The following is a 26,368-nucleotide window of genomic DNA, read 5'->3' as shown; positions in this document are numbered from 1 at the left end:
TGGGATGGACGCCCGGTCGAGGTGTCGCGCTTCCAGGCGTTGGGATCGGTGCCCCCGGCAGGAATTGAACCTGCGACCAAGAGATTAGAAGGCTCCTGCTCTATCCGCTGAGCTACGGGGGCGACGGTGCCAAGCATACCGGGGCAGGCCGGGTCACCCCTCGACGGGAACGTACGGATCGTCGTCCGGCTGCTTCGCGGCGGCATCTGTTCGGCCCTTGCGAATCGTGAGTGCGATGAGCGGGAACAGGAGCACCGAGGCCATCCCCGCCCCCACGAGCGCCGCGGCGGTACCGCTCGGCAGGTCGCCGTTGTCGACTCCGATGGCGGTGACCGCGACGATGATCGGCAGACCGGTGGCGCCGAAGAGTGCGGTCGCCGCGAGGTCGCGCCGACTCGAGCCCTTCGGTGCGGCGAGGAGCGAGGGAAGTCCGCGCACGATGAGCATCAGCACGAGGAAGATCGGGAGGAGCGCCGTCGTGCTGGCATCGGCGAAGAGCGCTTCGAGGTCGAAGGTCACGCCTGTGTTGATGAAGAACACAGGTACGAGGAAGCCGTAGCCGACGGCCTCGAGCTTCGTCTCGACGATCTCCGCATCGCGCTCGGGTGCGCCGGTCATCAGCAAGCGGTAGATCACGCCGGCGGTGAATGCACCGAGGAGCATATCGAGGTCGAGCACGATGCTGAGCGCTACGAGCGCGAGCAGCACGAAGACGACGAGTCGCACTGCGAACTGCCCGCTCGTGTGGAGCGTCGCGGTGATCACCCGATGCATGCGCTTGCCCACGCCCTTCGCGGCCAGCCAGATGGCGATCCCGGCGATGAGCGCGAAGGCGAGGAGCACGACCGTCGCGAGCAGCGGGGTGCGCCCGCTGAGGAAGATCGAGATCGCAAGCAGCGGCCCGAACTCGCCCACGGCGCCGAGCGCGATGACGGCGATGCCGAAGGGGGTGCCGAGATCGCCCGAATCTCGAAGCACCGGCATGATCGTACCGAGCGCCGTCGAGGTCAGGGCGATGCCGATGAAGGCCGCCGCGGGGAGGTCGGCCGCCAGCACCGAGGCGATCCCGATGCCCGCGGCGAGTGAGATTATCCAGCCGATGGCGGCACGGCTCAGGGGGCGCCCGCGGATCGAGCGGAAGTCGACCTCATTGCCTGCGAGGAAGAACAGCATTGCCAGTCCGAAGTCGGCGAGCTGGCCCATGAACTCATCTGGCACGACCCAGCCGAGCACCGCCGGTCCGAGTGCGAGTCCGAGCACGATCTCGAAGACGACAAGCGGGATGACGACCCAACGTCCGATCGCTCGCACGAGCAGCGGCGCGGCAACGGCGATCGCCGGCACGAGCACCATGGTTCCGATCGAGATATCCATCCGAACTCCCGTCAGGACACGACGTCGCCAGGGTCGGCGGCGTTGCACTTGTCGCGATGCTAGCGGAGGCCTGATGGCATCTGCGCGATGACGCGGCCGTGCTCGTTTGCATCCCGGAAACATGTCAGCGGTATCGTCGTGGAATGCGAGAGCTGCAGTCGCGAATCATCGCCGAACTCAACGTCGTCCCGGTCATCGAACCGGCAGAGCAGGTGCGTGCGCGCATCGACTTCCTGAAGTCCTACCTGCGCTCGACCGGTGCACGCGGCTTCATCCTCGGCATCAGCGGGGGACAGGATTCGACACTGGCCGGGCGGCTCTGCCGACTGGCGGTCGATGAACTCGTCTCCGAGGGGACTCCTGCGCGCTTCGTCGCGGCGCGATTGCCTTACGGCGTGCAGCGTGACGAAGACGATGCGCAACTCGCACTCGAGTTCATCGCCCCGCAAGAGGCCGTGGTGTTCAACATCAAGGGCGGTGTCGACGGGTTCGCAGCAGACTTCGAGGCGGCGACGCAAGCGCCACTCAGCGACTTCGGCAAGGGCAACGTCAAGGCACGACTGCGGATGGTCGCGCAATACGCGCTGGCGGGCGAGCAGGGGCTGCTCGTCGTCGGCACCGATCATGCTGCGGAGGCCGTCACCGGCTTCTTCACGAAGTTCGGCGACGGTGGCGCCGACATCCTGCCGTTGACCGGGCTCACGAAGCGGCAGGGCCGTGCGTTGCTCGAGTATCTCGGTGCTCCCGAGCGTCTGTTCCTGAAGGAACCGACCGCCGACCTGCTCGATGCGAACCCGGGGCAGACCGACGAGGCGAACCTCGGGCTGAGCTACCTCGACATCGACGCATTCCTCGAAGGTCACGACATCGACGAGGAGGTCGCCGAACGCATCGAGGCGAGATTCCTGCAGACCCGGCACAAGCGCACGGTGCCCGTCTCGATGTTCGATGACTGGTGGCGTTGATCAATCGCTCGAGCTGACCCGAAGCGGCCGGAGCCGCGAGTCAGCTGAGCAGTAGGTCAGCGCAGCGGCTCGCTCTGCATCGTCGGTGTGGGTGCGGTGTTCGCCGTGGCAGTGGGCTCGCTCGGCTCGGCGAGGTTGACGCTGCCCTGGTAGCGCTGCTGGTGCTGCTCGGCCACCCACGTGTCTTGCTGGTCCACTGCGGCTTGATCCGGATCCTGACGCTGGGTGCGCCACCGTGCGAGGTCGTTCTGGAACTGCCGGCGTGTGCGCGCCGGGTGACGCTGCCATTCGAGCAGTCGGTCGCGGAACTCCACCACGGCGGGATCGAGCTGGTAGCCGAACGTCGCCGATGCGCGCTTGAGTTCGTGCAACTGGTGGGAAGCCCAGTTCGCCGCGACATCCGACCCGCGGATCGGGAGCAGGCGCACGATGATGTCGGCCTGGCCGACGGCGCGATCGACGAGCACCTGTTCTTGAGGAGTGAGCGAGTTCCAGACGGAAGCCTCGGTCGCGGCGTCGACGAGCGCGGCGATCGCCGTCGCCTTGGCCTCACGGTCGCGCTGTGTGACGAGACGCTTGATCGCGATACTGGCGATCCACACCGCGAGAAGCCCGGCGGCGAGCACCGCCAAGAACAGCACGGCGGCCGAGAAGATCGCGGGCCGCGCCGCAGCCGAGTCGAGCCAGGAGACGAGATCATTCCACCACTGCATGGCCGCAGGTTACCTCGCGTCGGTGTCGCGCCGGGCGAGCAGGGACGGCGTGCCCGAATTCGCTCGACGCCCGGTCACCGGAAGAGTTCAGCGGCGTCGCGCGACGACCAGAACTCACCGAGGTCGATCGAGCGGATGCCGCCGGCAACCAGTCGCTTCGCTCCGAAGCGCGTCTCGGTGCCAGCACCGCGCTGCTCGATGTGACCGAGCACCGGCCCGTGGGGGCGAGTGACTCGCCACAGGCCCGGAGCGGCCGGCGAGATGAGCAGACCGGGAACGTCGATGGGGAACGGTTCGCGCGTGCGTGCGGCGTTCGTTGCGATGGCGGACATGTCGTTCCTCTCGTGACGCAGCCGGCCCTGCTGGTGTATGTCACGAGAGTACGAAGGGCCACCGACATCCGACCGGTGGTGCCGACTCAGCCGAGTGCGGTGCCGTGGGCCGCGAGCGGCTCGATGCGTTCGATCTCCTCATCGGTGAGGGGCGGGGCATCGAGCGCTGCCACGTTCTGTTCGAGCTGCGCGACGCTCGAGGCGCCGATGAGTGCGCTCGCCACGAGCGGCTGGCGGAGCACCCACGAGAGCGCGAGCTGGGCGAGGGTCTGGCCGCGCTCCTTCGCGATCGTGTCGAGCGCCCGCGCGCGCTCGAGGTAGTCGGTGCTGATGCGATCGGCTGAGAGGAACCGGCTCGTTGCGGCACGCGAGTCCGCGGGCACGTCGCCGCTCAGGTAACGATCGGTGAGCAGCCCTTGCGCGAGCGGCGAGAAGACGATGCTCGCGGCGCCGACTTCTTCGAGAGCGGGGAAGAGCCCGTCTTCGATGTGCCGGTCGAACATCGAGTACCGCGGCTGGTGGATGAGCAGCGGCACGCCTTCGGCAGCGAGGGCGGCGGCGGCCGCTCGAGTCTGATCGGGGTCGTAGTTCGAGATGCCCGCGTAGAGCGCCTTGCCCTGGCGCACCGCGGTGGCGAGGGCGCCCATCGTCTCTTCGATGGGCGTCTCGGGGTCGGGCCGGTGCGAGTAGAAGATGTCGACGTAGTCGAGGCCGAGACGCTCGAGGCTCTGATCGAGCGAGGCGAGCAGGTACTTGCGCGAACCGAAATCACCGTACGGACCGGGCCACATGTCGAACCCGGCCTTCGACGAGATGATCAGCTCGTCGCGGTACTGGGCGAGGTCGTCGGCGAGAATGCGCCCGAAGTTCTCCTCCGCGCTCCCGGCGGGCGGCCCGTAGTTGTTCGCGAGGTCGAAGTGGGTGACGCCGAGGTCGAACGCACGTCGCACGATCGCGCGTTGCGTGTCGTACGGCCGCTCGTGACCGAAGTTGTGCCAGAGCCCCAGAGAGAGTGCCGGCAGTTTCAGGCCGCTGCGGCCGACCCGGTTGTACTGCATCCGTTCGTAGCGTTCGGGGAGGGCGACGTAGCTCATTCTGCAACTCTATGGCGATACGCCGCGCTGCTCGTGCCGCGGCCGCCCACATCGTCATTCGGGGTCACTCGTCCTCCACAACGGTCGGTACCCGGTTCTTCTGCACCGTCGTCGATGCGGGCATCGGATGCCTCGGCCGGCCGGTGATGCTGGTGCTTGCGGCTCCGGGGTGACGATCCCGGCACGAGCGCACCTCGGAGCCGCGTGCCGTCGACTCGCGGCGGCATCCGACTGAGGAGTGCAGCACATGACCGACATCATCACCGTGACCGGCGTAGTGGGAACCGATCCCAAACACACCGTCACCAACGGCGGCCTCGCCATCACGTCGTTCCGTCTGGCATCGACCAGACGAGTCTTCGATCGGGCGAAGGGCACCTGGGAAGACGGCGAGACGAACTGGTACACCGTCTCGGCGTTCCGGCAGCTCGCTTCGAACGCGAAGCTCTCGATCCGCAAAGGTGAACGCCTGATCGTACGCGGTCGGCTCCGGCTGCGCGCATGGGAGACCGGCGAGAAGTCGGGCACCGCTGTCGAGATCGAGGCGGATTCGATCGGGCACGACCTCGCCTGGTGCGTGACGTCCTACGCGAAAGTGCGCTCCGCGCGCCCAGCGGATGCCGCGGCCGACGACGCTTCGTCGGGCGGCGCCGAGGTCGTCGACGCGTTCGGTGCGGCGGAAGGCCTCGAGCAGGGCGCGTCCGCGTGGCCTGACGTCGCAACGACCGATGAGGGCCACGACGAGGCCAGCGACGACAGCGCTGAACCTGCTGAACTCGACGAAGCGATGGCCACCGTCTGATCGATCGAGCGGACGCCACACGGCGGGCCGCCCGGGCAACGGTCGAACGCGAACGCATAGACTCTGCTCGGGCGGTCGGCACCGCCGGTGAGGGGAACGATGAGACGGCGCTTCGGCACATCCGCGGCTGTGGCGCTCACGGCTGTCGCGATCATCGCAGGCACCGCCGGCTGCACGACTGCAGACCCGCAGCCCACGGCCCCCTCGACGGCTCGCCCGACACCCTCGGAGGCCAGTGCACCGACGCCGACGGCACCCGAGTTCCGGCCAGAACTGTCGGCCGCAGAAAACCTGGGGTTCTTCGACTGGGTGAACGCGGGCGTCGTCGCCGCGAACGGTGCCGCTGGTGGCCGTGACTTCATCGACGCGCTCGCCGCTGCAGGCTTCGACAAGGCTCAGATGCAGGTGACCGCAGACACGACCACGATCGGTGAGCCGGCCGACTCGGTGCAGTTCTCCGTGCTGTTCCAGGGTGAATGCCTGGTCGGCCAGTACGGCCCGAAATCGGGCGGCTACCACGGCGCGGTGCGCCCGCCGCTCGGCACCGGCGGCTGTCTCGTCGGGCAGACCCGCCCCATAGACTGGTAGGCGACATGGCTGATTACATTTACTCGATGGTTCGCGCCCGCAAGGCGGTCGGAGACAAGGTCATCCTCGATGACGTGACGATGGCGTTCCTGCCCGGAGCGAAGATCGGCGTGGTCGGCCCGAACGGGGCCGGCAAGTCGACGATCCTGAAGATCATGGCCGGTCTCGACCAGCCGTCGAATGGCGAGGCGCGGCTGAGCCCGGGCTACTCCGTCGGCATCCTCATGCAGGAGCCCGTGCTCGATGAGACCAAGACGGTGCTCGAGAACGTGCAAGAGGGGGTCGGCCCGATCAAGGCGAAACTCGATCGATTCAACGAGATCTCGCTTGCGATGGCAGACCCCGACGCCGACTTCGACGCGCTCCTCGCCGAGATGGGAACTCTCCAGGAGGCCATTGACGCCGCTGACGCGTGGGACCTCGACTCCCAGCTCGAGCAGGCCATGGATGCCCTTCGCTGCCCGCCTGGCGACGAGCAGGTCTCCGTGCTCTCGGGCGGTGAGAAGCGCCGTGTCGCGCTCTGCAAGTTGTTGCTGCAGAAGCCCGATCTGCTGCTCCTCGACGAGCCCACGAACCACCTCGACGCCGAGAGCGTGCTCTGGCTCGAGCAGCACCTCGCGAAGTACCCCGGCGCCGTGCTTGCCGTCACGCACGACCGCTACTTCCTCGACCACGTCGCCGAGTGGATCTGCGAGGTCGACCGTGGCCGGCTCTACCCGTACGAGGGCAACTACTCGACCTACCTTGAGAAGAAGCAGGAACGCCTGCAGGTGCAGGGCAAGAAAGACCAGAAGCTCGCGAAGCGCCTCGAATCAGAACTCGAGTGGGTGCGCTCGAACGCGAAGGGCCGACAGGCCAAGTCGAAGGCGCGTCTCGCGCGGTACGACGAGATGGCAACCGAGGCCGAGCGCACACGCAAACTCGACTTCGAAGAGATCGTGATCCCCGTCGGTCCGCGTCTCGGCGCGCAGGTGATCGAGGCGAAGAAGGTCCGCAAGGGCTTCGGCGAACGCATTCTGATCGACAACCTCAGCTTCAGCCTTCCGCGCAACGGAATCGTCGGCATCATCGGTCCGAACGGCGTCGGCAAGACGACGTTGTTCAAGACGATCGTCGGGCTCGAGCCGCTCGACGGCGGCGAACTGAAGATCGGCGAGACGGTCGACATCTCCTACGTCGACCAGAGCCGCGGCGGCATCGACCCGAACAAGAATCTGTGGGAGGTCGTCTCCGACGGGCTCGACTACATCATCGTCGGCAAGACCGAGATCCCGTCGCGGGCATACGTCTCGCAATTCGGATTCAAGGGGCCCGACCAGCAGAAGAAGGCGGGGGTGCTCTCCGGTGGCGAGCGCAACCGCTTGAACCTCGCGCTCACGCTGAAGCAGGGCGGAAACCTCCTGCTCCTCGACGAACCGACCAACGACCTCGACGTCGAAACGCTGTCGAGCCTCGAGAACGCCCTCCTCGAATTCCCCGGCTGTGCAGTGGTGATCACCCACGACCGTTGGTTCCTCGACCGCATCGCGACCCACATCCTCTCGTACGAGGGCACCGAAGACGACCCGGCGAACTGGTACTGGTTCGAGGGCAACTTCGAGTCGTACGAGCAGAACAAGATCGAGCGGCTCGGCCCCGACGCGGCCAAGCCGCACCGTTCTGCGTACCGCAAGCTCACGCGAGACTGACATGCGGTTGCACGTGCCGACGCCGTTGCGCTGGAGTGATCTCGACGCATATGGGCACGTGAACAATGCCCGCATGCTGGGTCTGCTCGAAGAAGCCCGCATCCAGGCCTTCTGGGTGAACGACGACACGCCAGAGCACGCCGTCGGCGCGTCGACGGCGGTGCTCGACGCCACGCCGGGCGCGAACACGATCACCCTGATCGCGCGGCAGGAGGTCGAGTACCTCGCGCCGATCCCGTACCAGCGCCAGCCCGTCGACATCGAGCTCTGGATCGGCCACATGGGCGGGGCGAGCCTCGACGTCTGCTACGAGGTGTACTCGCCGGTCGGCGTCGACCCTCGCACGCTGTACACCCGCGCCGTCACGACGATCGTGCTCGTCGACGCGGCGACCGAGCGTCCGCGGCGTGTCAGCGAGGCCGAACGCGCGGCCTGGGAGCCGTACGTCGGCGACCCGATCGGTTTCCGCCGCCGCTGACTCAGTCGCCGAGTGGATCGTCGCTGAACGAGCCCTCCCAGACGGCACGGCTTCCCGCCTCTGCGATCTGCACGAGCGTCCAGGTGGAGCCTGCCGCGATGACGAGCGCAGCGATGGTCAGTGCGATGCCGACGATGAGGCGGATGCCGCGGCCGATGCCGGTTCCATCCCCTGCTGCGGTGCGACGAGCCGAGCTGCGCTCGACGACCGCCCACGCCGCGACGACGACGGCGAGCACGAGGATCGCAATGAGCCACGGCACGATTCCCTCGCCCTGGTCGGTGTGCTCCTCGATGAGCGGTGTCGGCGACACCCGCTCCTCGAGCCACTCGCCGGCTTCGATCGTGAAGAGACCGAGGGGGAGGAGCAGTACCGCGCCGATCAGTACCGGCAACCACAGCACCCGTCGAGCTGCCGGCCACGCCGCGACGACGACGAGTGCCAAGCCGAGCAACGGGGTCAGTACGACGACCGCATGCACGAGCAACACGTGCATCGGGAGTCCTGCGAACGTGAAGTCGAAGTCGTCCATGGTCAGGACGCCGCGACGATGCGGTCACCCGAGATCGCGACGGGGATGGCCGTGAGCGGGTCGAGCGCTGGGCCCTGGATCACGTCACCTGTCGCCGCATCGAACATCGAGCCGTGGCAGGGACAGTGAAACTCGGATGCCGCCGCGGCGACGACGCACTGCTGGTGCGTGCAGATCGCACTGAACGCCACGACCTGGCCTGCCGTCGGTTGTGCGATGAGCGCGGGCTCGCCATTGATCTTCGCGTCGATGCTGCCGCCGACGGGCACGTCGGCGACAGCCGCGATGTCTTCGCCGACCGGTGGCGCATCGGGCGCGGCGCTCGGCTCGGTGGGCGGTTCGTCGGTGATCGAGGGATCGGGAGGCGTCGAGGGTGAAGCGGTGTCCGACGGGGCATCCGCTGCGCAGCCGGCCAGCGCGAGGGCACCGCCGACGGCTCCGACGGAGCCGAGCGTGAGGATGGTGCGTCGTGTGAGATCGGTGGGATCGGTCATCGCCTGAGCTCCTTCGTCCACTTCGCTCGCGTCACGCGCGCGCCTTTGCCCATTGTGTGTCACGGCGCGGTGCCACTGCCGGATTCCACAGGATCTATTCAGGCGAATGCATCCCGGCCGATTCGGGCACGCGCACCATTCCCTCTTGCGCAACACTTGCCACCAGCACGCCCTCGCGAGTGTAGATGCGGCCGAGTGAGAGACCGCGACCCCCGCTCGCCGACGGCGACTCCTGCGTGTACAGCAACCACTCGTCGACCCGCGCATCGCGGTGCCACCACATCGCATGGTCGAGGCTCGCAACCTTGAGGCCGGGCGTCGCCCAAGCCACACCGTGTGCGCGGAGGATCGGCTCGAGGATCGAGTAGTCGCTCGCGTAAGCGAGGGCGGCACGATGCTGCTTCGGATCGTCGGGAAGCTTGCCGAACGCCTTCATCCACACCGCCTGCCGAGGCACTCGCTCGCCTTCGACCGTGAGGTAGACGGGCGAAGAGACGTGCCGCATGTCGAAGGCACGTTCGTTCGACCAGTATCGGGCGATGTCGTGATCGAACGCGCCGAGCACGTCGGCGGTCGACGGCAGGCTCTCAGGGTCGGGGAGGTCGGCCGGCATGTCGACCTGATGCTCGACACCCTCGTCGGGAGTCTGGAACGAGGCGATGAGCGAGAGGATCGGCTCGCCGTTCTGGAATGCGTGGGTGCGGCGCGTCGAGAACGATCGCCCGTCGTGCAGTCGATCGACGGAGAAGGTGATGGGGTGCGCGACATCGCCGGGGCGGAGGAAGTAGCCGTGCATCGAATGGATCGTGCGGTCGTCGGGCACGGTGTGCATCGCGGCGATGAGCGACTGCGCGAGCACCTGACCGCCGAAGACACGCCCGAGCGGCATCCATTGCGAAGGCCCGGTGAAGATGTCTTCGGTGGTGCGGGCCCCGGTGTCGGTGAGGTGCAGGGTGCTCAGCAGGCCGTCGATCGGACCGTTCATCGTTCCTCCGTGTCGGTGGTCGGTGACCGCCCGGCGCCCGCGGAGCGCGAGGCCGCCGGGGCGGCGGCGCTCACTTGGTAGTTTAGACAGGAGATGGTTCAACAACTCACGCTCGCCGACAGCTTGTCGCTCGGAGACCTGCATACCTACCTGCAACGTGCAGGCCGCGTCGAAGACGGTTCGGTGCGCCTGATCGCCGGTTCGGGCATCCTCGCCGTGTACACCGCGATCCTGTATCCACGAGGCATCCTCGATGAGAGCCCGACCGTTCTCGGGCTGCGCACCTTCGCGCTCGCCGACGACGAGGAGTTCGATTCGGTCGTGCCGATGCGTTCGCTCGTCGAACGCATCGTGCGGGCCAGGGGCGAGCTCGGCGAAGACGACGACTCGCGCCCGGTCTCGATGTCACGACCTCCCGAGGTCAACACCGTCACCTGGGCGGGCATCTCACCGCCCAGAGGCGGGTGGCGACCGCTCGGTGTGACGGATGCCGCGACGCTCGAGGCTGCGGCACGTGCGGGCATCGACGAGGTGGCCGAGGCGATTCCGGCCGGCACCGGGGAGCAGCTCGTGCAGCGCGTGCGCTCAGAGGTGTGGGGGCGTGGTGTCGAGGGCGTCGAGTACGTGCCGACCGGTGCGGCATTCGCGGCCTACAGCCTCGGGTTCCTCGGCGACGATGAGGTGAAGCTCTTCGAGACTGGTCCGTGGACCCGTCTCTCCTCGCGGCGAGGCCACGTGCTCGTGCGCCGCAAGCCATGGACGCTGAAGGCGTGACTCCTGCGGGTTGAGCCTGTCGAAACCTGCTGTGCGCCGGGGGCTTCGACAGGCTCAACCCTCAGAAGGCTCAGCCCCGGGCGATCGCGCGCCCCGCGGCCCTCCCTGTGAAGAGGCATCCGCCGAGGAAGGTGCCCTCGAGCGCGCGGTACCCGTGCACGCCACCGCCGCCGAACCCCGACGCTTCGCCGACCGCGTAGAGACCCGGAACCGGGGCGCCGTCGCTTCCGAGAGCCCGCGAGTCGAGGTCGGTCTGGATGCCGCCGAGGCTCTTGCGGGTGAGGATGTGCAGCTTCACCGCGATGAGCGGGCCGGCCTTCGGGTCGAGGATCTTGTGCGGGGTCGCGACGCGGATGAGCTTGTCGCCGCGGTACTTCCGTGCACCGCGCACCGCCGTGAGCTGGAGGTCTTTGGAGAACTCGTTGTCGAGTTCGCGGTCGCGGGCGATGATCTCGCGCTCGATGTTCTCGGTGTCGAGCTCGGTTTCGGCCGAGAGGCCGCGCATGCCCTCGAGCAGCTCGGGCAGAGTATCGGCGACCACGAAGTCGACGCCGTGCTGCTTGAACGCCTCGACAGGGCCGGGTGCGCCCGAACCGAGGCGCTCGGCGAGCAGTTTCACGTCTTTGCCGGTGAGATCGGGGTTCTGCTCGCTGCCCGAGAGGGCGAACTCCTTCTCGATGATCTTCTGCGTGAGCACGAACCATGAGTGGTCGTGACCGGTCGAGGCGATGTGTTCGAGCGTGCCGAGGGTGTCGAATCCGGGGAAGAGCGGCACCGGTAGTCGCTTGCCGTCGGCGTCGAACCAGAGCGACGACGGGCCGGGAAGGATGCGGATGCCGTGTTTGGGCCAGACCGGATCCCAGTTCGTGATGCCTTCGGTGTAGTGCCACATGCGGTCGCCGTTGACGAGCCGGGCGCCGGATGCCTCGGCGATGCCGAGCATGCGACCGTCGACGTGTGCAGGCACGCCCGAGAGCAGGTTCGCCGGCGCCTGCCCGAGTCGTTCAGGCCACGCTGCGCGCACGAGGTCGTGGTTGCCGCCGATTCCCCCGGAGGCGACGACGACCGCCGGCGCACGCAGCTCGAACGAGGCGACCTCGTCGCGATTGGACGATTCGCCGCGGGCAGCGGTGTCGGGTGCGAGCACGGCGCCGCGGATGCCGACGACCGCGCCGGCTTCGACGATGAGCTCGTCGACGCGGTGCCGATGGCGCAGTTCGACGAGACCTGCGGCCTCGCCCGCCTTCACCTTGGCGATGAAGGGCGCAAGCACTCCGGGGCCGGTGCCCCACACGATGTGGAATCGCGGAACCGAGTTGCCGTGCCCGATGGCGTTGTACCCGCCGCGCTCGGCCCAGCCGACTACGGGGAAGAATCGCACGCCCTTCTGGTGGAGCCACGCTCGTTTCTCGCCTGCCGCGAAGTCGACGTATGCCTCGGCCCAGCGCCGCCCCCAGTCGTCTTCGTCCCGGTCGAAGCCCGCGGTGCCTGCCCAGTCCTGATGCGCGAGTTCGACCGAATCTTTGACGCCCATGCGGCGCTGCTCGGGGGAATCGACGAGGAAGAGTCCGCCGAACGACCAGTGCGCCTGGCCGCCGAGGCTCGCTTCGGGCTCTTGGTCGACGATCACGACGCGCTTGCCGGCGTCGACGAGTTCGGCCGCGGCGACGAGGCCGGAGAGTCCGGCGCCGACGACGATCGCGTCGGCGGGCTTCGGGGTGCGATCGGTCGCGGTGGGTGCGGGGGAGGCGGCCACAAGGACTCCTTCGTCTCGGGTGGTGATCGGATTGCGGGTGTTGATCGAGCGGGGCGTGCGGTTATTCGTCGAAGGTGTTCACCATTGCGTATGCGGCCCGTTGGAGATAGTCCCACAGGGTCTCTTCCGCGAGCGGCGGCAATGCGAGCGAATCGACGGCGACCCGCATGTGCGCGAGCCAACGATCACGGGCGTCGGGGTTCACCTTGAACGGCTGATGGCGCATGCGCAGGCGCGGGTGCCCGCGCTGCTCGCTGTAGGTGCCCGGCCCGCCCCAGTACTGCTCGAGGAACATCGTGAGCCGCTCGGCAGCAGGCCCGAGGTCCTCCTCGGGATACATGGGCTTCAGCACGGGGTCGCTTGCGACGCCCCGGTAGAACTCCGCGACGAGCCGCTCGAAGGTCTGGCGGCCGCCCACGGTCTCGTAGAACGAGGGCCCGAGTGCCGCGCCGTGTTCGGTGCCGCGGAGCGGCACGTTCGCAGGCTGCGGGGGGCCGGATGCCTCGGTCGGCAGTTGCTCACTCACGATGATTCTCCGGTCGGCGGCTTCGGCAGCTTCGGCAGTCTGGGGGCGCGCGGCGCTCGCGGCATCTTCAGCGCGGCCCGCGCCGCTGCGGCGCCCGTGTCGCCGTCGACGACGGCGCTCGGCGTGGTCTTGGGCGGCCTCGCACCCTTCACCCGTGTCGCGCCGTCGAACCCGGCCAGCACGACGCTGGTGAGGCTCGGCAGCTTGACGCCCAGCTCGTCGAGCGCCCGCTTCAAGCGCATGCGCAGCTCGCTTGCGACGTCGTCTTTCGCCGAGGACCGCACCTTCATGACGACGCGGGTGACGAGCGCATCTGCCGTGATCGATTCCATCCCCCAGACCTCGGGCTTCTCGAGCACGCGCGAACGCCACTTGGCCGACTGCGCCATCTCGGTCGCGGTACGCAACAGCGTCGCCTCGACCTCGTCGACGTCGACGTCGTACGGTACGGCGAGATCGACGATCACCCGCGCCCAGCCCTGCGACATGTTGCCGACCCGGAGGATCTCGCCGTTGCGCACGAACCAGAGCGTGCCGTTCACGTCGCGGATCTTCGTGACCCGGATGCGCACCTCTTCGACGATGCCGGTTGCCGGGCCGAGGTCGACGACATCGCCGACGCCGAGCTGGTCTTCGACGACCATGAAGATGCCGTTGAGCGCGTCTTTCACGATGTTCTGGGCGCCGAAGCCGAGACCGGCGCCCAGTGCCGCAGTGAGCAGGGCGAACGAGCTCAGAATCGTCTCGTTGATGGTGGTCACGACGAGGAGCGTGACGATGATGAAGAGCGTCACGTTCACGATGTTCGTGAGCACTGAGCCGAGGGTTCTCGTGCGCTGCACGAGACGAACGGCCGCGAGCGGCGATGCCTGCAGCGCCTGGGTGTCGGTGACATCCTGCTTCTTCTTGACGCCCGAGACGACCTGCGTGACGACTCGCTCGATGACGAAGTGCAGCACCCAACGCACCAGAAGCGCGATGACGATGATGAAGATGATCGAGATCAGTTTGCCGAGCACGACGTCCCAGTTCTCGACCCAGTAATCGACGATGCGCGCCCAGAAGTCGACGGACACCGGGTTCTCGTCAGTGGCGGGCGAATCGAAAACGAACATGTTGTGAAAGTCTACTGAGCCGTGCCCGAGAGCTCGCTGGCATCGCGGGCCTGAGCGGCGAGTGCACGTTCGAGTTCGTCGAGTTGCTCGGAGACCAGGCGGTGGAGTGGCGCCGGCGTCGGATTCGCCTCGAGCCAATCGCGGGCCATCGCGGCGAGCTCGGTGGAGACGAATGGCGCCGGGAACAGTCGATTCACGACGAGCGAGGCCATCGTGAAACTGCGGCGCTCCCACACCGATTGCAGCGAGGCGAAGTACTCCGCGGCGGTGCCGGCCAGGAGCTCGGGTTGCGTGGTGCGCCGCCAGCCATCGGCGATCGCGCGCGCGAGATCGTTCGACAGCGTGGCGTCCGTCGCCACGCGCCGCCATGCGGCATCCTTCATCGCCTGATCGGGGCGTGCAGCGCGTGCCGTCTCGGCGAGCAGGCGGCCCTTGGCCGTGTTATCGCGGGCGAGTGCATCGGCGATCTCCTCGTCGGAGGCTGCGCCGAGGGTGGCCCGGGCGATCACGAGCTCCCAGCGCAGGTCGAGGTCGATCTCGAGCCCGTCGAGCTTGATCGAGCCGTCGAGCAGGCTGCCGAGCACGTCGGCGTGCGCCGCGGTGGCCGCGAGTCGGGTGAACCCCTTGACGAACTGCAGTTGGGCGTCTGAGCCGGCCTCGCAGAGCTCGGCGAGCGCCCACACGGCATCGCCCGCCTCGGCGGCGAGCTGTGGGCGGCGCTCTTCGGCGAGGTAGCGTCCGATCGCGAGTTCGAGGCGCATCAGCGCCAGCCCCCGCGCCGCCGACTGCGTCTCGTGACCGATGCTGCCGATGACGAGTCGCACGAAATCGATCGTCGGCACCTCCGCGTCGCGCACGGCGTCCCACGCCGAGCCGAGGATGACGGCGCGCGCGACCGGGTCGACGATGTCGGGGAGATGGGCGATCGCCGTCTCGAGAGACGCGGCGTCGAGTCGAACCTTCGCGTACGTGAGGTCGTCGTCGTTCACGAGCAGCAGGTCGGGTCGGTGCTGGCCGATGAGATCGGGAACCTCGGTCACTGCGCCGTCGATGTCGAGCTCGATGCGGTGGGTTCGCTGCAGACCGTCGGGGCCGAGTACATAGCAGCCGAGCGCGAGACGGTGGGGGCGCAGCGTCGGATGCCCCGGTGCCGCGGACTGCTCGACACGCGCCGCCGTGATCGTACCCGCGCCGGTCGTGGTCGGCTCAGTCGTCTCGATCACCGCTCGAAGGGTGTTGACGCCCGCCGTCTCGAGCCAGAGCGCCGACCACCGGGTGAGATCGCGGCCACTCGCGCTCTCGAGCTCGTCGAGCAGGTCGCGGAGGGTGGCGTTGCCAGTGGCGTGGGCCGTGAGATACGCGCCGACGCCCCGCTGGAAGGCATCGAGTCCGACCCAGGCCACGAGCTGCTTCAGCACCGAGGCGCCCTTGTCGTACGTGATCGCATCGAAATTGACCTCGACATCGGCGAGGCTTGCGATCTCGGCGACGATCGGATGCGTCGACGGCAGTTGGTCCTGTTCGGCTGCGTGCGTCTTCTCGTCGCTTGCGAACGTCGCCCAGACCCCCGTGAACTCCGTGACAGCGGCCGTCGCGAGCGTCGACGCCCACGTGGCGAACGACTCGTTCAGCCACAGGTCGTTCCACCACCGCATCGTGACCGAGTTGCCGAACCACATATGCGAGAGTTCGTGCAGCACGACGATCGCGCGCTGCTCGCGTCGTGCGTCGGACACACGCGAGCGGAACAGGTACGACTCGTTGAACGTGACTGCGCCGACATTCTCCATGGCGCCCCAGTTGTACTCGGGCACGAAGATCTGGTCGTACTTGCCGAAGGGGTACGGCACGCCGAAGGCCGTCTCGTAGAACCCGAGGCCGGCCTGCACGAGCTCGAACATGACCTCGGGCTCTGCGTACCGGGCGAGCGAGGCGCGTGTGAAGAGGCCGAGCGGGATGTCGCGACCGTCGATGCTGCGCGCGGTGCCGTGCCATGCGGCGTACGGGCCGGCGATGATCGCGACGATGTAGCTGGAGATGACCGGGCCCGGTTCGAACGACCAGGTCGCGCTCGTGCGCCCTGAGCCTGTCGCGCTCGTGCCCCCTGAACCTGTCGCGCTCGTGCGCCCTGAGCCTGTCGAAGGGAAGCCCTCGGGCGCGATCGCTTCGGCGGGCTCAGCGAACGAAGCCGGCTCGGGCGTCGTCGCGTTGCTCAGCACCGTCCATGCGGCGGGCGCGGTGATGGTGAACGTGAACGAGGCCTTGAGGTCGGGCTGGTCGAATACCGCGAAGACTCGGTTCGCCTCGGCGACGGCGAACTCGGTGTAGAGGTATGTCTCGCCGTCGACGGGATCGACGAATCGGTGCAGGCCTTCGCCCGTGTTCGTGTACGAGGCCGTCGCCATGACGTGGAGCTCGTTCTCCTCGTCGAGCCCATCGAGCCGGATGCGAGTGCCGTCGCTCACGACGGCAGGGTCGAGTGGCCGGCCGTTCAGGGTGATCTCGTGCACTTCGCTGGTACACGCCTCGATGAAGGTCGATGCTCCGACGGTGCCCAGGAACTTCACGCGCGTCTCGCTGCGAAAAGTCTCGCCCGCGCCGGTCAGATCGAGCTGAACTTCGTAGCGAGGGGTGCGCACGACCAGTGCGCGTTCCTCGGCTTCGGTTCGGGTGAGATCGACAGCGGGCATGTGCGGGGCCTCCGTATGGTCGTTGACTCGCCAGCCTACTGATTCGACGCCGCCGAGCACTGCACGGCCGAACTCGATGCGCTCCGACTCAACCCGCCCCGGAGCCGGGCGCGGGCAGCAGCCCCTGTTCGTACGCCATGATCACGAGGTGCACTCGATCGCGGGCATCGAGCTTCGCGAGCACGCGGCCGACGTGGGTCTTCACGGTCGACTCCGAGAGAAAGAACCGCGCGGCGAGTTCGCTGTTGCTCAAGCCTTCCGCGATCGCCACGAGGATCTCCCGCTCGCGTGGGGTGAGCACTTCGAGCACTCCGACGGATCGGTCGGGCTCGCCGTCGTGCCCGTCGATCGGGCCAGGCAGTTCATTGCTGAACAACTCGATCATGCGTCGAGTGACGCGAGGCGAGAGCGCGGCTTCGCCGGAGTGGACCGTGCGGATCGCCGACGCCAGCTCGGCTGGGCGCACGTCTTTCAGCAGGAACCCGCTCGCGCCCGCGCGGATCGCGGCGAAAGCGTACTCGTCGAGATCGAAGGTCGTCAGCACGATCACGCGCGGGGGCGTGGCGCCGGAGGTCACGGCTTCGGTCGCGGCGATGCCGTCGAGTCGGGGCATCCGCACGTCCATGAGCACGACGTCGACCGGTACGTCGCGCACGAGCGCGACGGCGGCGTGGCCGTCAGCGGCCTCGCCCACGACCTCGATGCCGGGCTCGGCATCGAGCACCATGTGGAACCCCGTGCGCACGAGCGCCTGGTCGTCGACGATCGCGACTCGGATCGGTGCGTGCTCGTCGGTCATCGTGGCTCCTCGCCGTCGCTCTCGTGGTCGCGCTCGCCGTCGCGTACGTCTGCGCCTCGTCGCGTCGGCAGCACTGCACGCAGCCGCCAGCCTCGCACGGGCAGCGCGCCGGCCTCGAGGGTGCCGCCGTAGAGGGCGACGCGCTCGCGGAGGCCCGCGAGGCCGCGGCCTGCACCGTGCATGGTCTGGTCGGTCGCCACGGGCGCGTCATCTTCGACCGAGATCTCGACCTCGTCGTCGCGGTGCTCGATGCGCACGTCGACACGGTGGGCGCGCACCGCATGGCGCAGGGCGTTGGTGAGGCCCTCCTGCGCGACGCGGTACACCGCCAGTTGCAGGGTCGGTTCGACGATCGGAGCGCCGACGGTGGTGAGGTGCACGGGCAGCCCGGCCTCGCGGAACCCGTCGACGAGGCGGGGGATCGCCGCAACGTCGGGTTGCGGTGCGAGGTCGGCCCCTTCGTCGGCGGGATCCCGCAGCACGCCGAGCATGCGTCGCATCTCGTCGAGCGCGCTGCGCCCGGTGTCGGCGACGTTGCGCATCGCGTCGGCGGCGCGGGCGGGATCTCGTTCGGCGGTCGCTGCCGACCCGTCCGCGAGCGTGATCATGACGGTCAGGCCGTGCGAGACGATGTCGTGCATCTCACGGGCGATGCGCGCCCGTTCGGCCACCGCGGCGAGCCGAGCCTGCTGGTCGCGTTCCCGTGCGAGGTCGTGGGCCCGCGCGATGAGCGCGTTCAGGTATCGACGGCGGTTGCCGACCGTGACGCCGATGAGCGTCGCGACGAGCATGACAACGGCATACTGCGACGCCGATGCCAAGGGGCCGCCCTCGGAGATGTTGAGTCGCGCGACGAGCGCGTTCGTCGAGAGCCACTCCGCGATGTACGCCGAGGCCGTGACCACGGCGACCGACCCCGCGAACCCGATCCACGCCGCCTTCGTCGAGCGGTAGACGCCGAGCCCGTAAAGGGCGAACAGCATCGGCAGCACGTCGGTCGTGCCGAACGGGTAGACGAGCAGGCAGACCGCCCAGGCCGTGCCGAGGACCCACCACGGTCGCGACCGGCGGAAGAGCAGCAGGGCTGCGCCGACCGCGACGATACCGGCCAGGTGCAGCACGCTCGTCCACAGCGGAGGAGCCAGGACGCCGACGACCGCGACGACGAGCGTGCCGATGAAGGTCGGCAGGAAGTAGAGGCCCGCGATGAGTGCGTCGGTCATCCTGGGATGCCTCGCCCAGAACTGGCGGATCACGCCGGGCGGTTTCGGCAGACGAAGCTCTCCCCCGACTACCGAAGCCGGGTAGCCGGGGGAGAAGGGTGCTTCCGCCATGGACAGGACTCTACGCGTCCCGTCGCTTCAACAGCACCGCAGCGCCGGCGATGGATGCCCCCACCCACGCCAGCACGACCAGGAGGTTCTGCCAAACATTCAGCCCGTCGCCAGTGGCGCCACCCGAGATCGCATCGGAGAACAGGTCGAGTCCGGCGTTGGAGAGCAGGTAGGGGACCATGTCCTGGGCCCAGTCGGCGGGGATCATCTGCAGCACGCTCGGGAGGAGGAGCAGCAGGCCGAGCACTGCGGCGATACCACCGGCGCTCGAGCGCAGCATCGTGCCCACGCCGAGCGCGAAGACCGCGACGAGGGCGAGGTAGAGTGCGCCGCCGAGCAGGGTGAGGTACACGCCCGGCTCGGTGATGCTCGCCGAGACGCCGTCGCCCGCGAAGACGAGCGACGAGGCGAGGTAGGCGCCGAACGTGCTGATCAGTCCGACGAGGAACGTCGCCGCGAACAGCACCATGGCCTTTGCCGCGAGGGCCGGCAGCCGCTTCGGAACAGCCGTGAGGGTCGAGCGGATCATGCCCGTGGTGTACTCGCCGCTGATGACGAGCACGCCGAGGACACCGACGACGAGCTGGCCGAAGTAGACGCCGAACACTGAGGACTGCCCGATGAGCGCGAGCTGTTGCTCGGCCGGCGCGCCCGAGGCATCCGCGCCGCCGCTCATACCGCTCACCATGCTGAACGACATGATGAGCGCCATGCCGAGCGAGAGCGCGATGACGATGAGGTACGACCACACGGTCGAACGGAGGCTCCGGAGCTTGATCCACTCGGAGCGCAGCACGCCGCCGAAGCTCAGCGAGGTTGATCGAGCACGCTGCGACGGGTGCGCTGCGGTGGGTGTGATCGTGGTCATCGGACTGCCTCCGTACGGTATTCGACGGCGTCGGCGGTCAGGGCCATGTAGGCCTCTTCGAGCGACGCGCTGAGGGGGGTGAGTTCGTGGATTGCCAGCCCGTGCTGGGCTGCGAGGTCGCCGATGCCGGATGCCTCGACGCCCGTGATCTCGAGCACTCCTGCCTCGGAGCGCACCACGGCGACGTCGGGTGCGGCGAGCAGATCCGCCAGTTGCGAGGAGTGTGGTGAGCGCACCATGACGCGGGGACGTGTGCCTCCGGCGATGATGTCGGCGACGGGTGCATCGGCGATGATCTCGCCTCGGCCGAGCACGATGAGATGGTCGGCGGTGACGGCCATCTCGCTCATCAGATGCGAGGAGAGGAAGATCGTGCGGCCTTCGGAAGCGAGGTGGCGCACGAACTGGCGAACCCACAACACGCCCTCGGGGTCGAGGCCGTTGACGGGCTCGTCGAGGATCAGCGTGGCGGGATCGCCGAGCATCGCCGCGGCGATGCCGAGTCGCTGGCCCATGCCGAGCGAGAACCCGCCGACGCGCTTGCGTGCGACGGACTCGAGCCCCGTGAGCTCGATGACCTCGCGCACCCGGCTCGCGCCGATGCCGTGCGTTGCCGCCATCGCGAGCAGGTGGTTGTAGGCGCTCCGGCCGGTGTGCACCGCCTTGGCGTCGAGCAGTGCGCCGACCTCGTGCAGCGGCGCGCGATGCGAGGCAAACGGCTTGCCGTTGACGATGACGCTACCGGCGCTCGGTCGGTCGAGGCCGACGATCATGCGCATCGTGGTGGATTTGCCTGCGCCGTTCGGACCGAGGAATCCGGTGACCTGCCCAGGACGGACGGTGAAACTGATGTCGTTGACGGCGGTCTTCGCGCCGTAGCGCTTGACGAGCCCTTCTGCCGTGATCATGCTTCAACGCTACGGATCAGTCGCGGCCGGGACATCCGTCTGGGGAATGGTTCAGGGCTGGTCAGGTAGTACCGCGGTACCACTCGACCAGCCGTGCGCCGGTCGAGTAGCGACGCAGGAGCGTATCGAGACCTCGCGAAGGGTCTCGCTACGCTTCGCTACTCGACCGGCGGGCGGCTACTTCTGTGCGTCGCGTGCCTGCACGGCGAGAGCCCGGTCGATGCCCGCGAGACGCTCGACGACGAGCCGGCGGAGTGCCGGCACGTCGGGGTGCGTCTCGAGCCAGGCGCGGCTCGCATCGGCGAGCGCCTGGCTTGCGAGCGGCGACGGGTAGAGCCCGTCGACGAGCTTCTCTGCGATCGCGTAGCTGCGCGCCTCCCAGATTTCTTCGAGCATCGCGAAGTAGCGCTCCACGAAGGCCTCGAGCAGAGCGGGATCGCCGGCACGAAGGAAACCCTCGGCCGTCTCGCGCACGACAGTGTTGGTCGCAGTGTCGACGTCGATGAGCGAGGCCCAGGCACGTTCCTTGCCCTCGACCGTCTGAATCGCGGCACGCGCGTGTGCAGCAGACTGCAGACCCGTCGCGGTGTTGTCGGTCGCGAGGCGCGCATCGATCTCGGCGTCGCCCGCCCGGCCTGCAGCGACGAGTGCGATGAGCAACTCCCAGCCGAGGTCGGTGTCGATCTCGAGCCCTTCGAGGGTCAGCGAGCCGCCGGCGAGGGAGGCGAGTTCGTCGATGTGCGATCCGGCCTCGGCGATGGCCGCGAAGTTCATCACGAACTGGAACTGCGCGTCACTGCCGGGCGCGGCTTCCTCGGCGAGCTTCCAGAACCCGTCGGCGAGCTTGCGGCGCGCTTCGGTGCGGTGCTCGGCTGCGGTGTACGCGCTCGCCGAGAGCCCAGCGTTGGCGAGCACGATGCGCAGCGTCGTCGATTCGGTTTCGCTCGCGATGTTGCCGAGCACGAGGTCGAGGTAGGCGCTCACACTCGTCTCGGCGTCGCGCGTGGCGTCCCACACCGAGCTCCACACGAGGGCCCGCGCGAGCGGGTCCTCGATCTCGGAGAGGTTCGCGAGGGCGACCTGTTGGGAGGCGTCATCGAGACGGATCTTCGCGTAGGCGAGGTCGTCGTCATTCAGCAGCACGAGGTCGGGGCGGGCGAGACCGACGAGCTCCGCGACATCCGTGCGCTCGCCGTCGACGTCGAGTTCGACCCTGTGGTCGCGAACGAGCTTGCCGCCCGTGAGGTTGTAGAAGCCGATCGCCAGGCGGTGCGGGCGGATCGTCGGGTAGTCGGCCGGTGCGGACTGCAGCACCGTGAAGGCCGTGATCGTGCCCGATTCATCCGTCGCGATTTCAGGACGCAAGGTGTTGACGCCTGCCGTCTCGAGCCAGAGCTCCGACCAGCCCGACAGGTCGCGGCCGCTCGCGATCTCGAGCTCGGCGAGCAGATCGGCGAGGGTCGTGTTGCCCCACTTGTGCTTCTTGAAGTACGCCGAGACGCCCTTGAAGAAGGCCTCGACACCCACCCACGCGGCGAGCTGTTTCAGCACCGAGCCGCCCTTGGCGTAGGTGATGCCGTCGAAGTTCACCTGCACGTCTTCGAGGTCATTGATGGTCGCGACGACCGGGTGCGTCGACGGCAGCTGGTCTTGACGGTAGGCCCAGCTCTTCTCCATGGAGTTGAAGGTCGTCCACGCCTCCGTCCACTCGGTCGCCTCGGCGGTGGCGATCGTGGACGCCCACTCGGCGAACGACTCGTTCAGCCACAGGTCGTTCCACCACTTCATGGTGACGAGGTCGCCGAACCACATGTGGGCGAGCTCGTGCAGGATCGTGACCACGCGACGCTCCCGCACCGCGTCGGTGACCTTCGAGCGGAACACGTAGACCTCGGTGAAGGTCACCGCGCCCGCGTTCTCCATCGCACCCGCGTTGTACTCGGGCACGAACATCTGGTCGTACTTCTCGAACGGGTACGGCACGTCGAACTTCGCCTCGTAGTACTCGAAGCCCTGCTTCGTCTTCTCGAAGATGTAGTCGGCGTCGAGGTACTGCGACAGGCTCTTGCGGCTGAACACGCCGAGCGGAATGGTGCGGCCGTCGCTGCTCGTGAGCTCGTCGCGCACCACATGGTACGGCCCGGCCACGATCGCCGTGATGTAGCTCGAGATACGCGGGGTGGGCGTGAACGCCCAGGTCTTGGCGCCGTCGTGGGCGTCGACCGGCTCGGGCGTCGGAGAGTTCGACACGATCTCCCAGTGGGCTGGCGCCGTGAGGGTGAACTTGAACGCGGCCTTCAGGTCGGGCTGCTCGAACACGGCGAACATGCGCCGGGAGTCGGGCACCTCGAACTGCGTGTAGAGGTAGACCTCGCCGTCGACCGGGTCGACGAAGCGGTGCAGGCCCTCGCCCGTGTTCATGTAGCGGCCGTCGGCCACGACTTCGAGCTCGTTCTCAGCTGCGAGATTCGCCAGCTGGATTCGCACGCCGTCGCTCACCTCGGCGGGGTCGAGCTCGATGCCGTTCAGGGTGACCGAGTGTACGGCCGCCGTGATCGCGTCAATGAACGTCGATGCGCCGGGGGTCGATGCGGCGAAGCGCACGGTCGTCGTGGCCCGGAACACCTCCGGCCCCGTGGTGACATCGAGCACGACGTCGTAGTCATGCACCGAGACGAGCGCTGCGCGCTCCTCAGCTTCGATTCGGGTGAGGTTCTCTCCGGGCACGTGCGCTCCTTCGCCAGTCATCGACGCGGCTCATGGCCGCAGGCAACGTGCACCAGCCTAGCTCTCGGCCGGGCCGCGGTCACGAAGATTCGAAGGTCGCAGGTCGCAGGTCGAGCGGATGCCGCGGCTCAGCGCGCCGCGATCGAGACCGCCGCCGTGACCGTCACTGCGACGTCACCAGTCGGCGCGTGCGTAGTCCTTCAGGAACACCCCGGTGACGTCTTCGCCGGCCTCGCCGCGCACGATCGGGTCGTAGACCCGCGCGGCACCGTCGACGAGGTCGAGCGGCGCGTGGAATCCCTCCTCGGCGAGCCGCACCTTCGTGGGGTGCGGGCGTTCGTCGGTGATCCATCCCGTGTCGACGCTCGTCATCAGTATGCCGTCGGCGAGCATCTCCTTCGCGCTCGTGCGGGTGAGCATGTTCACCGCCGCCTTCGCCATGTTCGTGTGCGGATGCCCCGGTCCCTTGTAGCCACGACTGAACACGCCCTCCATGGCCGACACGTTCACGATGTAGCTGCGGCGAGCGGATGTCGCGGCCAGCGACGCCCGCAGGCGACTCACGAGGATGAACGGGGCTGTCGTGTTGCAGAGCTGCACCTCGAGCATCTCGAGCGGGTCGACATCCTGCACGACCGCGCTCCAGCTGTTCTCGTGGTGGAGGTCGGGCACGAGGCCGCCGGCGTCGATCGCCGTGCGATCGGCGAGTCTCGCGAGCGAGCTCGAGCCAGGTGCGAGCGCGAGCGCCGTGAGATCGTCGGCCGTCATGGTGCCCGCGAAGAGACCCGACGAGAGCACCGGGTGGCTCGACACCGAGTCCGCGAGAGCGAGCGGATGCGCATCGTTCGTGTGGCCGAAGCTCACGAGCTCGGGCATCGGCCCGTCGGGGAGGGGCGAGGACTCGGCCTCGACGAGGGGCGAGTACGAACCGGGGGAGCGGCGCACGGTCTGTGCTGCGTTGTTGATGAGGATGTCGAGCGGTCCTTGCGCGGCCACGTCGTCGGCGAGCGCGATCACCTGTGCGGGATCGCGCAGGTCGATGCCGACGATCCGCAGGCGGTCGAGCCATTCGCCGGCATCGGGCATCGCGGCGAACCGCCGGGCGGCATCCCGCGGGAACCGCGTCGTGATCGTGGTGTGGGCTCCGTCGCGCAGCAGTCGCAACGCGATGTACATGCCGATCTTCGCTCGTCCGCCGGTGAGCAGCGCACGCTTGCCCGTGAGGTCGGTGCGCGCATCGCGCTTGGCGTGGCTCAGTGCGGCGCAGGTCGGGCAGAGCTGGTGGTAGAACGCGTCGACGAGCGTGTAGCGCTGCTTGCAGATGTAGCAGGGGCGCGCCACGCGCAGCTCGCCGGCGGTGCGGGCATCGGTGCCGCTGACCAGGTCTGCGCCGCGGGTCTCGTCGTCGATGCGGGTGGGTGCGCCGGTCGCCGTCGCGGCGATCACGGCGCGGTCGGCCTCTTGCACGACCTTCCGCTTCTCGAGTCTGCGCGCAACCTTGACCGCCTTGAACATCTTCGCGGTCGCATGGCGCACGGTCTCGAAGTCGGGGTCGTGCTCATCGAGCTCGCTGAGCGTGGCCAGTACCCGCAGCGTCGCCTCGAGGTCTCCCGCGTCGATCGTGGGCGCGCTGAAGGAGGGAGAGGCGTCGGAGGACATCCGGAAATTCTACGGGCCGCCACCCCACGATCACCTGTGCGCTGCCGAGTGGGCGGGTGCGATGTCGTCGGAGTAGCGTGACCGCATGCGTACCAGTGTCGACTCTCACGCTCCGACGGCCGAGCGGTACCGGGCATTCGCCGAGGTCGAGTCTCGGGGGATGTCGGCGACGTACGAGGGATGGGCGCTCGGCGTCGCGGATGACCCGTCGACGATCAGGCTCATCGACGAGTTGCCGCCCGCGAAGCGCCAACCGAATCTCGTGTTCGGCGCCGCCCGGTTCCAAGGCGCGCCGGTCGGCGGGTACGAGAACTTCCGCGATTGGCTGCACGAACATTGGGACGAAGTGCGAGCGACCGCGCTCGACAACGCGACGCAGACGAACGAGGCGGCTCGGTGTGCGCTTCACCTTCCCGTGCTCGCCGGGTTGCCCGGCCCGCTCGCTCTGCTCGAGGTCGGTGCCTCGGCCGGACTCTGCCTCTACCCCGACCGGTACAGCTACCGCTACACGGGGCATCCGCAACTCGACCCCCTCGACGGCCCGAGCGAGGTCGTGCTCGACTGCGAGATCGAGGGCGAGGGAGAAGTGCCGGTGCCCGCGCGACTGCCAGACGTTGTGTGGCGCGCAGGAATCGATCTCAACCCGCTCGACGTGACTCGAGCCGAGGATCTCGCTTGGCTCGAAGCCCTGATCTGGCCCGAGCACGACGACCGGCGGGCGCGGCTCCGTGCCGCGGCGAGCATCGCCGCCGCCGATCCGCCCCGCATCGTCTCCGGCGACCTCAACGACCGACTCCGGGCTCTCGCGGCCGATGCGCCGCCCGACTCGACACTCGTTGTCTTCCACACCGCAGTGATCGCCTACCTCGAGCAAGCGGCGCGTGAGCAGTTCGTCGAGACCGTGCGCGACTTGCCCGGCCACTGGATCTCCGCCGAGGGTCGCTCGATCGTTCCCGGCATCGCTGTGCGCGACGAGATCGGCGACGGAACGGAATTCGTACTCGCCCTCGACGGCGAGCAACGAGCGTGGGCACAGCCCATGGCCGTGCGCTGCGCTGGACGCCGAATCCCGAGAAGTGATTCCGCTCTGAAGGCTCAGCGGTGATCATCCGAAGGCTCAGCGTTGATCCCTCCGCCTCAGCCGCGGTGACGTGTCACCGGGCTCGC

General features: G+C 68.1%; 24 protein-coding genes and 1 tRNA gene. 7 read left to right on the top strand and 18 right to left on the bottom strand.

Annotated features, from left to right (window positions below; all coding sequences use genetic code 11):
- Window positions 1-49 precede the first annotated feature (49 nt).
- Window positions 50-122: transfer RNA gene (locus AC1C2U_RS03790), tRNA-Arg, on the bottom strand.
- Between the two features lie 31 nt (window positions 123-153).
- Entirely contained in the window at window positions 154-1,374 is a 1,221-nt protein-coding gene (locus AC1C2U_RS03785) for a cation:proton antiporter (protein WP_495360375.1), read from the bottom strand.
- Between the two features lie 143 nt (window positions 1,375-1,517).
- Between AC1C2U_RS03785 and nadE the strand changes: the two genes are divergently transcribed.
- Window positions 1,518-2,339, top strand: a complete 822-nt coding sequence (gene nadE / locus AC1C2U_RS03780) for an NAD(+) synthase (protein ID WP_495360374.1) — start codon at window positions 1,518-1,520, stop codon at window positions 2,337-2,339.
- Between the two features lie 56 nt (window positions 2,340-2,395).
- Here the strand turns inward: nadE and AC1C2U_RS03775 are convergent, their stop codons facing one another.
- The 3 genes from AC1C2U_RS03775 to AC1C2U_RS03765 form a co-directional block, all read right to left on the bottom strand.
- On the bottom strand, window positions 2,396-3,052 hold the full coding sequence (locus tag AC1C2U_RS03775) for a hypothetical protein (RefSeq protein ID WP_495360373.1): 657 nt from the start codon (window positions 3,050-3,052) through the stop codon (window positions 2,396-2,398).
- Between the two features lie 74 nt (window positions 3,053-3,126).
- Complete coding sequence (locus tag AC1C2U_RS03770) at window positions 3,127-3,384, bottom strand: hypothetical protein (protein WP_495360372.1); 258 nt, start codon at window positions 3,382-3,384, stop codon at window positions 3,127-3,129.
- A gap of 86 nt (window positions 3,385-3,470) precedes the next feature.
- Window positions 3,471-4,478: an aldo/keto reductase gene (locus tag AC1C2U_RS03765; RefSeq protein ID WP_495360371.1), complete on the bottom strand. Its 1,008-nt coding sequence runs from the start codon at window positions 4,476-4,478 to the stop codon at window positions 3,471-3,473.
- Window positions 4,479-4,725: 247 nt separating this feature from the next.
- Between AC1C2U_RS03765 and ssb the strand changes: the two genes are divergently transcribed.
- The 4 genes from ssb (at window position 4,726) to AC1C2U_RS03745 (ending at window position 8,034) form a co-directional block, all read left to right on the top strand.
- Complete coding sequence (ssb, locus tag AC1C2U_RS03760; RefSeq protein WP_495360370.1) at window positions 4,726-5,280, top strand: single-stranded DNA-binding protein; 555 nt, start codon at window positions 4,726-4,728, stop codon at window positions 5,278-5,280.
- 99 nt (window positions 5,281-5,379) lie between these two features.
- Entirely contained in the window at window positions 5,380-5,868 is a 489-nt protein-coding gene (locus AC1C2U_RS03755; protein ID WP_495360369.1) for a DUF6993 domain-containing protein, read from the top strand.
- A gap of 5 nt (window positions 5,869-5,873) precedes the next feature.
- Window positions 5,874-7,556, top strand: a complete 1,683-nt coding sequence (gene ettA, locus AC1C2U_RS03750; protein WP_495360368.1) for an energy-dependent translational throttle protein EttA — start codon at window positions 5,874-5,876, stop codon at window positions 7,554-7,556.
- Between the two features lies 1 nt (window position 7,557).
- Entirely contained in the window at window positions 7,558-8,034 is a 477-nt protein-coding gene (locus AC1C2U_RS03745) for an acyl-CoA thioesterase (RefSeq protein ID WP_495360367.1), read from the top strand.
- Between the two features lies 1 nt (window position 8,035).
- Here AC1C2U_RS03745 and AC1C2U_RS03740 read toward each other — a convergent pair whose 3' ends face one another.
- The 3 genes from AC1C2U_RS03740 to AC1C2U_RS03730 all read right to left on the bottom strand — a co-directional run bounded on the left by AC1C2U_RS03740 (window position 8,036) and on the right by AC1C2U_RS03730 (window position 10,045).
- Entirely contained in the window at window positions 8,036-8,566 is a 531-nt protein-coding gene (locus AC1C2U_RS03740; protein WP_495360366.1) for a hypothetical protein, read from the bottom strand.
- Window positions 8,567-8,568: 2 nt separating this feature from the next.
- The gene (locus AC1C2U_RS03735; protein WP_495360365.1) at window positions 8,569-9,060 is read right to left on the bottom strand and encodes a QcrA and Rieske domain-containing protein; all 492 of its coding nucleotides are present in this window, start codon (window positions 9,058-9,060) and stop codon (window positions 8,569-8,571) included.
- A gap of 94 nt (window positions 9,061-9,154) precedes the next feature.
- Window positions 9,155-10,045, bottom strand: a complete 891-nt coding sequence (locus AC1C2U_RS03730) for an acyl-CoA thioesterase (RefSeq protein ID WP_495360364.1) — start codon at window positions 10,043-10,045, stop codon at window positions 9,155-9,157.
- Between the two features lie 93 nt (window positions 10,046-10,138).
- On the opposite strand from AC1C2U_RS03730, the gene AC1C2U_RS03725 reads away from it, so the two are divergent.
- The gene (locus AC1C2U_RS03725) at window positions 10,139-10,819 is read left to right on the top strand and encodes a DUF8185 domain-containing protein (protein WP_495360363.1); all 681 of its coding nucleotides are present in this window, start codon (window positions 10,139-10,141) and stop codon (window positions 10,817-10,819) included.
- Window positions 10,820-10,889: 70 nt separating this feature from the next.
- On the opposite strand, the gene AC1C2U_RS03720 is transcribed toward AC1C2U_RS03725, so the two are convergent.
- The 10 genes from AC1C2U_RS03720 to AC1C2U_RS03675 form a co-directional block, all read right to left on the bottom strand.
- A complete protein-coding gene (locus tag AC1C2U_RS03720; protein WP_495360362.1) occupies window positions 10,890-12,575 on the bottom strand; it encodes an FAD-binding dehydrogenase in 1,686 nt (561 codons plus the stop codon).
- Between the two features lie 61 nt (window positions 12,576-12,636).
- Window positions 12,637-13,050 carry a globin gene (locus tag AC1C2U_RS03715; protein WP_495360835.1) on the bottom strand — a complete coding sequence of 138 codons (414 nt, stop codon included), beginning with the start codon at window positions 13,048-13,050 and terminating at the stop codon, window positions 12,637-12,639.
- 47 nt (window positions 13,051-13,097) lie between these two features.
- Window positions 13,098-14,216: a mechanosensitive ion channel family protein gene (locus AC1C2U_RS03710; protein ID WP_495360361.1), complete on the bottom strand. Its 1,119-nt coding sequence runs from the start codon at window positions 14,214-14,216 to the stop codon at window positions 13,098-13,100.
- Window positions 14,217-14,227: 11 nt separating this feature from the next.
- Window positions 14,228-16,906: an aminopeptidase N gene (gene pepN / locus AC1C2U_RS03705; RefSeq protein ID WP_495360360.1), complete on the bottom strand. Its 2,679-nt coding sequence runs from the start codon at window positions 16,904-16,906 to the stop codon at window positions 14,228-14,230.
- 88 nt (window positions 16,907-16,994) lie between these two features.
- Window positions 16,995-17,705: a response regulator transcription factor gene (locus AC1C2U_RS03700; protein ID WP_495360359.1), complete on the bottom strand. Its 711-nt coding sequence runs from the start codon at window positions 17,703-17,705 to the stop codon at window positions 16,995-16,997.
- Window positions 17,702-19,039, bottom strand: a complete 1,338-nt coding sequence (locus AC1C2U_RS03695; RefSeq protein WP_495360358.1) for a sensor histidine kinase — start codon at window positions 19,037-19,039, stop codon at window positions 17,702-17,704. Before AC1C2U_RS03695 ends, AC1C2U_RS03700 begins: the two co-directional genes overlap by 4 nt.
- Window positions 19,040-19,049: 10 nt before the next feature.
- Window positions 19,050-19,907 (bottom strand): ABC transporter permease, encoded by an 858-nt coding sequence (locus AC1C2U_RS03690; RefSeq protein ID WP_495360357.1) that lies wholly within the window; start codon window positions 19,905-19,907, stop codon window positions 19,050-19,052.
- The gene (locus tag AC1C2U_RS03685; RefSeq protein WP_495360356.1) at window positions 19,904-20,815 is read right to left on the bottom strand and encodes an ABC transporter ATP-binding protein; all 912 of its coding nucleotides are present in this window, start codon (window positions 20,813-20,815) and stop codon (window positions 19,904-19,906) included. The genes AC1C2U_RS03690 and AC1C2U_RS03685 overlap by 4 nt, the downstream gene beginning before the upstream one ends.
- A gap of 177 nt (window positions 20,816-20,992) precedes the next feature.
- Window positions 20,993-23,542, bottom strand: coding sequence for an aminopeptidase N (gene pepN, locus AC1C2U_RS03680; RefSeq protein WP_495360355.1), 2,550 nt, complete (start codon window positions 23,540-23,542; stop codon window positions 20,993-20,995).
- A 174-nt stretch (window positions 23,543-23,716) separates the two neighbouring features.
- A complete protein-coding gene (locus AC1C2U_RS03675) occupies window positions 23,717-25,201 on the bottom strand; it encodes an SDR family NAD(P)-dependent oxidoreductase (protein WP_495360354.1) in 1,485 nt (494 codons plus the stop codon).
- An 85-nt stretch (window positions 25,202-25,286) separates the two neighbouring features.
- On the opposite strand from AC1C2U_RS03675, the gene AC1C2U_RS03670 reads away from it, so the two are divergent.
- Window positions 25,287-26,306, top strand: coding sequence for a DUF2332 domain-containing protein (locus AC1C2U_RS03670; RefSeq protein WP_495360353.1), 1,020 nt, complete (start codon window positions 25,287-25,289; stop codon window positions 26,304-26,306).
- The last annotated feature ends 62 nt before the right edge of the window (window positions 26,307-26,368 follow it).

It is taken from the genome of Agromyces sp. Y575, from assembly GCF_059445445.1.
The sequence above is the reverse complement of the archived record's forward strand: the minus strand, read 5'-3'. Positions and strand labels throughout refer to the sequence as shown.

What these genes read in the sequence shown, in the direction of transcription:
- AC1C2U_RS03785 (WP_495360375.1), bottom strand. Translation starts at nt 1,374, where the DNA reads ATGGATATCTCGATCGGAACCATGGTGCTCGTGCCGGCGATCGCCGTT.
- nadE (WP_495360374.1), top strand. Translation starts at nt 1,518, where the DNA reads ATGCGAGAGCTGCAGTCGCGAATCATCGCCGAACTCAACGTCGTCCCG.
- AC1C2U_RS03775 (WP_495360373.1), bottom strand. Translation starts at nt 3,052, where the DNA reads ATGCAGTGGTGGAATGATCTCGTCTCCTGGCTCGACTCGGCTGCGGCG.
- AC1C2U_RS03770 (WP_495360372.1), bottom strand. Translation starts at nt 3,384, where the DNA reads ATGTCCGCCATCGCAACGAACGCCGCACGCACGCGCGAACCGTTCCCC.
- AC1C2U_RS03765 (WP_495360371.1), bottom strand. Translation starts at nt 4,478, where the DNA reads ATGAGCTACGTCGCCCTCCCCGAACGCTACGAACGGATGCAGTACAAC.
- ssb (WP_495360370.1), top strand. Translation starts at nt 4,726, where the DNA reads ATGACCGACATCATCACCGTGACCGGCGTAGTGGGAACCGATCCCAAA.
- AC1C2U_RS03755 (WP_495360369.1), top strand. Translation starts at nt 5,380, where the DNA reads ATGAGACGGCGCTTCGGCACATCCGCGGCTGTGGCGCTCACGGCTGTC.
- ettA (WP_495360368.1), top strand. Translation starts at nt 5,874, where the DNA reads ATGGCTGATTACATTTACTCGATGGTTCGCGCCCGCAAGGCGGTCGGA.
- AC1C2U_RS03745 (WP_495360367.1), top strand. Translation starts at nt 7,558, where the DNA reads ATGCGGTTGCACGTGCCGACGCCGTTGCGCTGGAGTGATCTCGACGCA.
- AC1C2U_RS03740 (WP_495360366.1), bottom strand. Translation starts at nt 8,566, where the DNA reads ATGGACGACTTCGACTTCACGTTCGCAGGACTCCCGATGCACGTGTTG.
- AC1C2U_RS03735 (WP_495360365.1), bottom strand. Translation starts at nt 9,060, where the DNA reads ATGACCGATCCCACCGATCTCACACGACGCACCATCCTCACGCTCGGC.
- AC1C2U_RS03730 (WP_495360364.1), bottom strand. Translation starts at nt 10,045, where the DNA reads ATGAACGGTCCGATCGACGGCCTGCTGAGCACCCTGCACCTCACCGAC.
- AC1C2U_RS03725 (WP_495360363.1), top strand. Translation starts at nt 10,139, where the DNA reads ATGGTTCAACAACTCACGCTCGCCGACAGCTTGTCGCTCGGAGACCTG.
- AC1C2U_RS03710 (WP_495360361.1), bottom strand. Translation starts at nt 14,216, where the DNA reads ATGTTCGTTTTCGATTCGCCCGCCACTGACGAGAACCCGGTGTCCGTC.
- pepN (WP_495360360.1), bottom strand. Translation starts at nt 16,906, where the DNA reads ATGCCCGCTGTCGATCTCACCCGAACCGAAGCCGAGGAACGCGCACTG.
- AC1C2U_RS03700 (WP_495360359.1), bottom strand. Translation starts at nt 17,705, where the DNA reads ATGACCGACGAGCACGCACCGATCCGAGTCGCGATCGTCGACGACCAG.
- AC1C2U_RS03695 (WP_495360358.1), bottom strand. Translation starts at nt 19,039, where the DNA reads ATGGCGGAAGCACCCTTCTCCCCCGGCTACCCGGCTTCGGTAGTCGGG.
- AC1C2U_RS03690 (WP_495360357.1), bottom strand. Translation starts at nt 19,907, where the DNA reads ATGACCACGATCACACCCACCGCAGCGCACCCGTCGCAGCGTGCTCGA.
- AC1C2U_RS03685 (WP_495360356.1), bottom strand. Translation starts at nt 20,815, where the DNA reads ATGATCACGGCAGAAGGGCTCGTCAAGCGCTACGGCGCGAAGACCGCC.
- AC1C2U_RS03675 (WP_495360354.1), bottom strand. Translation starts at nt 25,201, where the DNA reads ATGTCCTCCGACGCCTCTCCCTCCTTCAGCGCGCCCACGATCGACGCG.
- AC1C2U_RS03670 (WP_495360353.1), top strand. Translation starts at nt 25,287, where the DNA reads ATGCGTACCAGTGTCGACTCTCACGCTCCGACGGCCGAGCGGTACCGG.